This is a genomic window from Lelliottia wanjuensis, from assembly GCF_030238365.1.
GTDB classification, from domain to species: domain Bacteria; phylum Pseudomonadota; class Gammaproteobacteria; order Enterobacterales; family Enterobacteriaceae; genus Enterobacter; species Enterobacter wanjuensis.
In genome coordinates this window covers 467,527-473,839 of sequence record NZ_JASSOT010000063.1, presented here as the reverse complement: position 1 = coordinate 473,839, position 6,313 = coordinate 467,527, and the positions used below count along the sequence as shown (strand labels likewise).

The window sequence follows — 6,313 nt, the reverse complement described above, 5'->3', positions numbered from 1 at the left end:
GCGCCCGACCCGAAAGCCGCAAGGAATAAGCTGAGGGCACCGCGAAGCGGCGATTTTCCTGGCCGGGAGCCGGGATTGTAAAGGGCGCGGCGGCGAGCGCCCTTTACACGTTCACCGCAGAGGAACGAACAGGAAGCAGAGGACTCTTAGTGAACGGAACGATTCCACCATTTCACCAGAGAGCAAATTGATCAAACCTCAAAATCCAAATCATCCTCCCCGCGCAGCGGAATCAACTGCACCTTCTGCACCCGATGACTCTCCACCTGCAACGTCTTCAACACATAATCCCCCACCTGAACCTCTTCGCCTGGCTGCGGAATGCGCTGTAAATATTCCATCAGCAAACCGGCGATAGTGTGGTATTCCCGCTTCTCATCCAGCGGCAGCGGAACGTACTGCACCAGATCTTCCAGCGGCATATGGCCGTTGGCGGTCCAGGAACCATCGGCATTTTTCTGGATGTCGTGGCGGGCGTCGATCTCGTCCACTTCGTTCGGCAAGTTACCGGCGATGGTCTCCATCACGTCGCTCAGCGTCACCAGCCCTTCCACGGAACCAAACTCATCTACCACAAATGCAAAGTGGGTGCGCGCATTGCGGAACTGTTCGAGCGCCGAGAGCAGCGGCAGGGTTTCCGGGAACACCAGCGGCTGACGGATCAGCGCGCGTAAATCCAGCGGCTCACCGCGCAGGGATTGCTGCAGCAGGTCGATGACGTGCACCACGCCGAGCAAATCTTCCTCTTCTTCGCCGCCGGTCACCACCACGCGGGTGTGCTGGTTTTTATCCAGCAGGGCGCGGATCTGAGCTTCCGGCGAGTTCAAATCGATATGTTCGATATCGTGACGCGAGGTCATGATGCTGCTCACCGAGCGCTGGTTAAGATTCAGCACTCGCTCAATCATCCGCCGCTCCTGCGGGTTAAAGATCTGACTGTCGTCGTGGTCGGCCAGCAGAGACGCCGATTCCGCATCGAGCTCGGCGTCCTCTTTTTTCCCGCTGAGCAGGCGCAGAACGGTTTCCGCTGTACGCTGGCGCAAAGTCTGATTGGCAGACAGGAACCGGCGACGGTTGAAAATCGCCAGCTGGTTCAGGGATTCAATAATCACCGAGAAACCAATCGCTGCGTACAGATAGCCTTTCGGAATATGGAAGCCAAAGCCATCCGCGACCAGGCTAAAGCCGATCATCAGCAGGAAGCTCAGACACAAAATCACAATCGTCGGGTGGCTGTTCACAAAGCGCGTCAGGGCTTTGCTCGCCATCACCATTAGCGTGATCGCAATGATCACCGCTGCCATCATCACCGGCAGGTGGTCGACCATCCCGACCGCGGTAATCACCGAGTCCAGCGAGAAGACCGCATCCAGCACCACGATCTGCGCGACGACGGGCCAGAACTTCGCGCCGCGCCGCTGGGTGGGGTTCTCGCTGTCTTTCCCTTCCAGCCGCTCGTTCAGCTCCACCGTGGCTTTGAACAGCAGGAACAGCCCGCCGAACAGCATGATCACATCCCGCGCGCTAAAGCTCAGATCGTGGAAAGAGAAGAGGGGAGCGGTCAGCGTCACCAGCCAGGAGATCGAGGCCAGCAGTAAAAGACGCATCACCATCGCCAGCAGCAAACCGGTTACGCGTGCGCGGTCGCGCTGCGCCGGGGGCAGTTTTTCGGCGAGGATGGCAATAAAGACCAGGTTATCAATGCCGAGGACTAATTCGATGACGACCAGCGTCACCAGCCCGGCCCAGATTGATGGATCGGCAATCCATTCCATAGTAATAGCAGTACCTCTGAAGATATGACATTTGTCACACTTCGATCATGGATAAAGCGGACGAAAATTGCAATGGCCGCTTGAGATTTCTCTTAATGAGCGACAGGGAAATATCGCTGGCGAATAACCTTATTATTTCTATATGAAAGTTAAATTATCTGTTTGCTGGTGTATTTAGGAAATATCGCATGCGGTGTTTTGACTCCCTAATTTGTCAATATAAAGAAATTCCTAAAACCATAAAACTTTGCGCTTAATATTATTCTTAAAAACCAATATTAGGACGGTTGTCTCCTTGCCTGCTATTAGGTTAGCTGCAACAATTCTCCAGGCATCAAATGTTAAATCTTCTTGCTGCTATTTATGTGACGGTCTTAAGAGCGGTCATTCATTACCGCTCAGGCATTGAAAATGCCGGATATATTTATCCCATAAGACTTATCTAAGAGGGTGTCTATCCATAACGCATTGTTTCGTCAGTGGATTGGTGACTGAAAGCCAAGGGCGGTAGCGTGCCTGAAAGCGTGTGAATCAGCCTCGATTATTCTGTCAATAGCCAATGGATGAATAAGCGTTTTTTAGGACTGATGCCAGTTATATTTCTTTTTTATTAACTGCATTCTGATTGTCCAAACAATCCGCGTTTATTTAAATTGCACAGGATAATTACTCTGCCAAAGTGATAAATAATCAATGATGAAATCCAAAATGAAATTGATGCCATTATTGGTGTCTGTGACCTTGATGAGTGGTTGTACGGTCTTTCCCGGCAGCAATATGTCGACAATGGGCAAGGATGTGATCAAGCAACAGGATGCTGATTTTGATCTCGACAAAATGGTGAATGTTTACCCATTAACACCGCGCATCGTCGAGCAATTACGTCCGCGCCCGAATGTGGCGCAGCCGAATATGTCTCTGGACCAGGAGATTGCCTCCTATGAATACCGCGTGGGGCCGGGCGACGTCGTCAGCGTCACCGTCTGGGATCACCCGGAACTCACCACCCCTGCCGGGCAATATCGTAGCTCCAGCGACACCGGTAACTGGGTGCAGCCCGATGGCACCATGTTCTATCCCTACATCGGCAAAGTCCACGTGGTGGGCAAAACCCTCGCAGAAATTCGTAGTGATATTACCGGCCGCTTAGCGCAGTACATCGCTGATCCGCAGGTGGACGTTAATATCGCCGCATTCCGCTCGCAGAAAGCCTACGTCTCCGGCCAGGTGAATAAGTCGGGCCAGCAGGCGATCACCAACGTGCCGCTGACCATTCTCGACGCCATCAACACCGCGGGCGGCTTAACGGACGCGGCCGACTGGCGCAACGTGGTGCTGACGCACAACGGTAAAGAGGAGCGCATCTCGCTCCAGGCGCTGATGCAGAACGGCGATTTGAGCCAGAACCGTCTGCTCTATCCGGGCGACATTCTGTTTGTCCCACGCAATGACGATCTGAAAGTGTTCGTGATGGGCGAAGTGAAAAAACAGAGCACGCTCAAGATGGACTTCAGCGGCATGACCCTGACCGAAGCGCTGGGCAATGCGGAAGGTCTGGACCTGACGGCGTCGAACGCCAGCGGCATCTTCGTGATCCGTCCGCTGAAAGGCGAGGGCAGCGCGAAAGGCAAGATTGCTAACATCTACCAGCTGGATATGTCCGATGCGACCTCTCTGGTCATGGCGACCGAGTTCCGTCTCCAGCCATACGATGTGGTCTACGTCACTACCGCCCCAGTCACACGCTGGAACCGTCTGATCAACCAGTTGCTGCCAACCATCAGTGGCGTTCGCTACATGACGGACACGGCGCGCGACATTCATACCTGGTAACCCGCGATGTTTAACAAAATTCTGGTGGTGTGCGTGGGGAACATTTGCCGTTCCCCCACGGCTGAACGGTTGCTGAGAGCGTATCAGCCCGACCTTATCGTTGACTCCGCAGGGCTGGGAGCGCTGGTGGGTAAAGGGGCGGATGAGCGCGCAACGAGCGTGGCAAAGGAGCACAACCTCTCTCTGGCCGGGCATTTTGCCCGCCAGGTCTCTGGCCGGATGTGCCGGGAATACGACCTGATCCTGGCGATGGAAAAACGTCACATCAACGCGCTGTGCGAAATCGCGCCGGAGATGCGCGGGAAAGTGATGCTGTTTGGTCACTGGGACAGCGAACGTGAAATTCCCGATCCGTATCGCAAGAGCCGTGAGGCATTTGAGGCGGTTTATACCTTACTAGACCAGTCTGCCCAACAGTGGGCGCAGGCACTGAAAGTTCAGCAGGGATAACAATGACAGAAAAAACAAAACCTTCTGCCGCCCCGATCTCGGGCAGTGATGAAATTGATATTGGTCGTCTGGTCGGGACGATTGTCGAGGCGCGCTGGTGGGTGCTGGGCATTACGGCGGTTTTTGCTCTCGCCGCGGTGATCTACACCCTGTTCGCCACGCCTATCTATAGCGCCGATGCGCTGGTGCAAATCGAGCAGAACTCCGGCAATTCACTGGTGCAGGACATCGGCTCGGCGCTGGCGAATAAGCCCCCGGCGTCGGATGCGGAAATCCAGCTGATCCAGTCGCGCATGGTGCTCGGTAAAACCGTGGACGATCTCGATCTCGACATCGCCGTCACCAAAAACACCTTCCCGGTGTTTGGCGCGGGTTGGGACCGTCTGATGGGCCGTCAAAACGACACCGTCAAAGTCACCAGCTTTACCCTGCCAAAAGGCACGGCGGATCAGGTTTTCACTCTGACCGTGCTCAGCCCTAAGCAGTATGAACTGAAAAGCGATGCCGGTTTTAGCGCCCGCGGTGAAGTGGGGCAGATGCTTTCCAAAAACGGCGTCAGCATGATGGTCAGCGCCATTCAGGCGGCGGACGGCGGGGAGTTTACCGTCAGCAAATTTTCGACGCTCGGGATGATCAACAACCTGCAAAACAACCTGACCGTCACCGAGAACGGCAAAGATACGGGCGTGCTGAGCCTGAGCTTTACCGGTGAAGATAAGGAGATGATCCGCAACGTTCTGAACAGCATCACCCGCAACTACCTTGAGCAGAACGTGGAGCGTAAATCGGAAGAGGCGGCGAAAAGCCTCGCGTTCCTCGCCAGACAGCTGCCGGAAGTGCGCACCCGACTGGACGATGCGGAAAACAAGCTTAACGCCTATCGCCAGCAGAAAGACTCCGTCGATCTGCCGCTGGAGGCCAAATCGGTGCTCGACTCGATGGTCAACATCGACGCGCAGCTGAACGAACTGACCTTTAAAGAAGCGGAAATTTCCAAGCTCTACACCAAACGCCACCCGGCGTACCGCACGCTGCTGGAGAAACGCCAGGCGCTGGAAGATGAGAAATCCAAACTCAACAACCGCGTGACGGCGATGCCGAAAACTCAGCAGGAAATTGTGCGTCTGACGCGCGATGTGGAGTCCGGCCAGCAGGTGTATATGCAACTGCTGAACAAACAGCAGGAGCTGAAAATCACCGAAGCCAGTACCGTCGGCGACGTGCGTATCGTTGACCCGGCCATCACTCAGCCCGGCGTGCTGAAACCGAAGAAAGCGCTGATTATTCTCGGCAGCATTATTCTCGGTCTGATGCTCTCTATCGTTGGCGTGCTGCTGCGCTCCCTGTTCAACCGCGGTATCGAAAGCCCGCAGGTGCTGGAAGAGAACGGTATCAGCGTGTACGCCAGTATTCCGCTGTCGGAATGGCAGAAATCGCGCGATAGCGTCAAAACGGTCAAAGGGATCAAACGCTACAAACAGAGCCAGCTGCTGGCGGTGGGTAACCCAACGGATCTGGCGATTGAAGCGGTGCGCAGCCTGCGTACCAGCCTGCACTTCGCCATGATGCAGGCGAAAAACAACGTCCTGATGCTCACCGGGGTCAGCCCGTCAATCGGGAAAACCTTCGTCTGTGCCAACCTCGCGGCGGTGATCAGCCAGACCAACAAGCGCGTGCTGCTGATCGACTGCGATATGCGTAAAGGCTATACCCACGAGCTGCTTGGCACCAACAACGTCAACGGCCTGTCGGAAATCCTGCTCGGGAAAGGGGAGATCAGCCAGAGCGCTAAGCCGACGTCGATCACCAACTTCGACCTCGTCCCGCGCGGTCAGGTGCCGCCGAACCCGTCCGAACTGCTGATGAGCGAGCGTTTCACTCAGCTGGTGAAATGGGCGAGCGAACACTACGACCTGGTGCTGATCGATACCCCGCCAATTCTGGCTGTGACGGATGCCGCGATAGTCGGTCGCCACGCCGGGACCACGCTGATGGTGGCGCGCTACGCGGTGAACACCCTGAAAGAGGTGGAAACCAGCCTGAGCCGCTTCGAGCAGAACGGCATCGAGGTGAAAGGGGTGATTCTGAACTCCATCTTCCGCCGCGCGACCGGATACCAGGATTACGGGTATTACGAGTACGAATATAAGTCTGACAGTAAATAATCGTTTTCCCTCACCCTAACCCTCTCCCAGAGGGAGAGGGAACTCAATCCCCCTCTCCCGTGGGAGAGGGCCGGGGTGAGGGCAACAAGC

4 protein-coding genes are annotated in these 6,313 nt (G+C 55.4%); 3 read left to right on the top strand and 1 reads right to left on the bottom strand.

What is annotated here, in order from left to right; all coding sequences use genetic code 11:
- Positions 1–191 precede the first annotated feature (191 nt).
- A complete protein-coding gene (locus QQF33_RS16130) occupies positions 192–1,775 on the bottom strand; it encodes a TerC family protein (protein WP_282493953.1) in 1,584 nt (527 codons plus the stop codon).
- Between the two features lie 693 nt (positions 1,776–2,468).
- Here QQF33_RS16130 and QQF33_RS16125 point away from each other — a divergent pair.
- From QQF33_RS16125 to wzc, 3 genes are read left to right on the top strand one after another with little or no spacing between them, the layout of a single operon-like run.
- Positions 2,469–3,608 (top strand): polysaccharide export protein, encoded by a 1,140-nt coding sequence (locus tag QQF33_RS16125; protein WP_282493954.1) that lies wholly within the window; start codon positions 2,469–2,471, stop codon positions 3,606–3,608.
- A 6-nt stretch (positions 3,609–3,614) separates the two neighbouring features.
- Positions 3,615–4,058, top strand: coding sequence for a low molecular weight protein-tyrosine-phosphatase Wzb (gene wzb / locus QQF33_RS16120; protein ID WP_285144101.1), 444 nt, complete (start codon positions 3,615–3,617; stop codon positions 4,056–4,058).
- Between the two features lie 2 nt (positions 4,059–4,060).
- Positions 4,061–6,223 carry a tyrosine-protein kinase Wzc gene (wzc, locus tag QQF33_RS16115; RefSeq protein ID WP_285158145.1) on the top strand — a complete coding sequence of 721 codons (2,163 nt, stop codon included), beginning with the start codon at positions 4,061–4,063 and terminating at the stop codon, positions 6,221–6,223.
- Positions 6,224–6,313 lie beyond the last annotated feature (90 nt).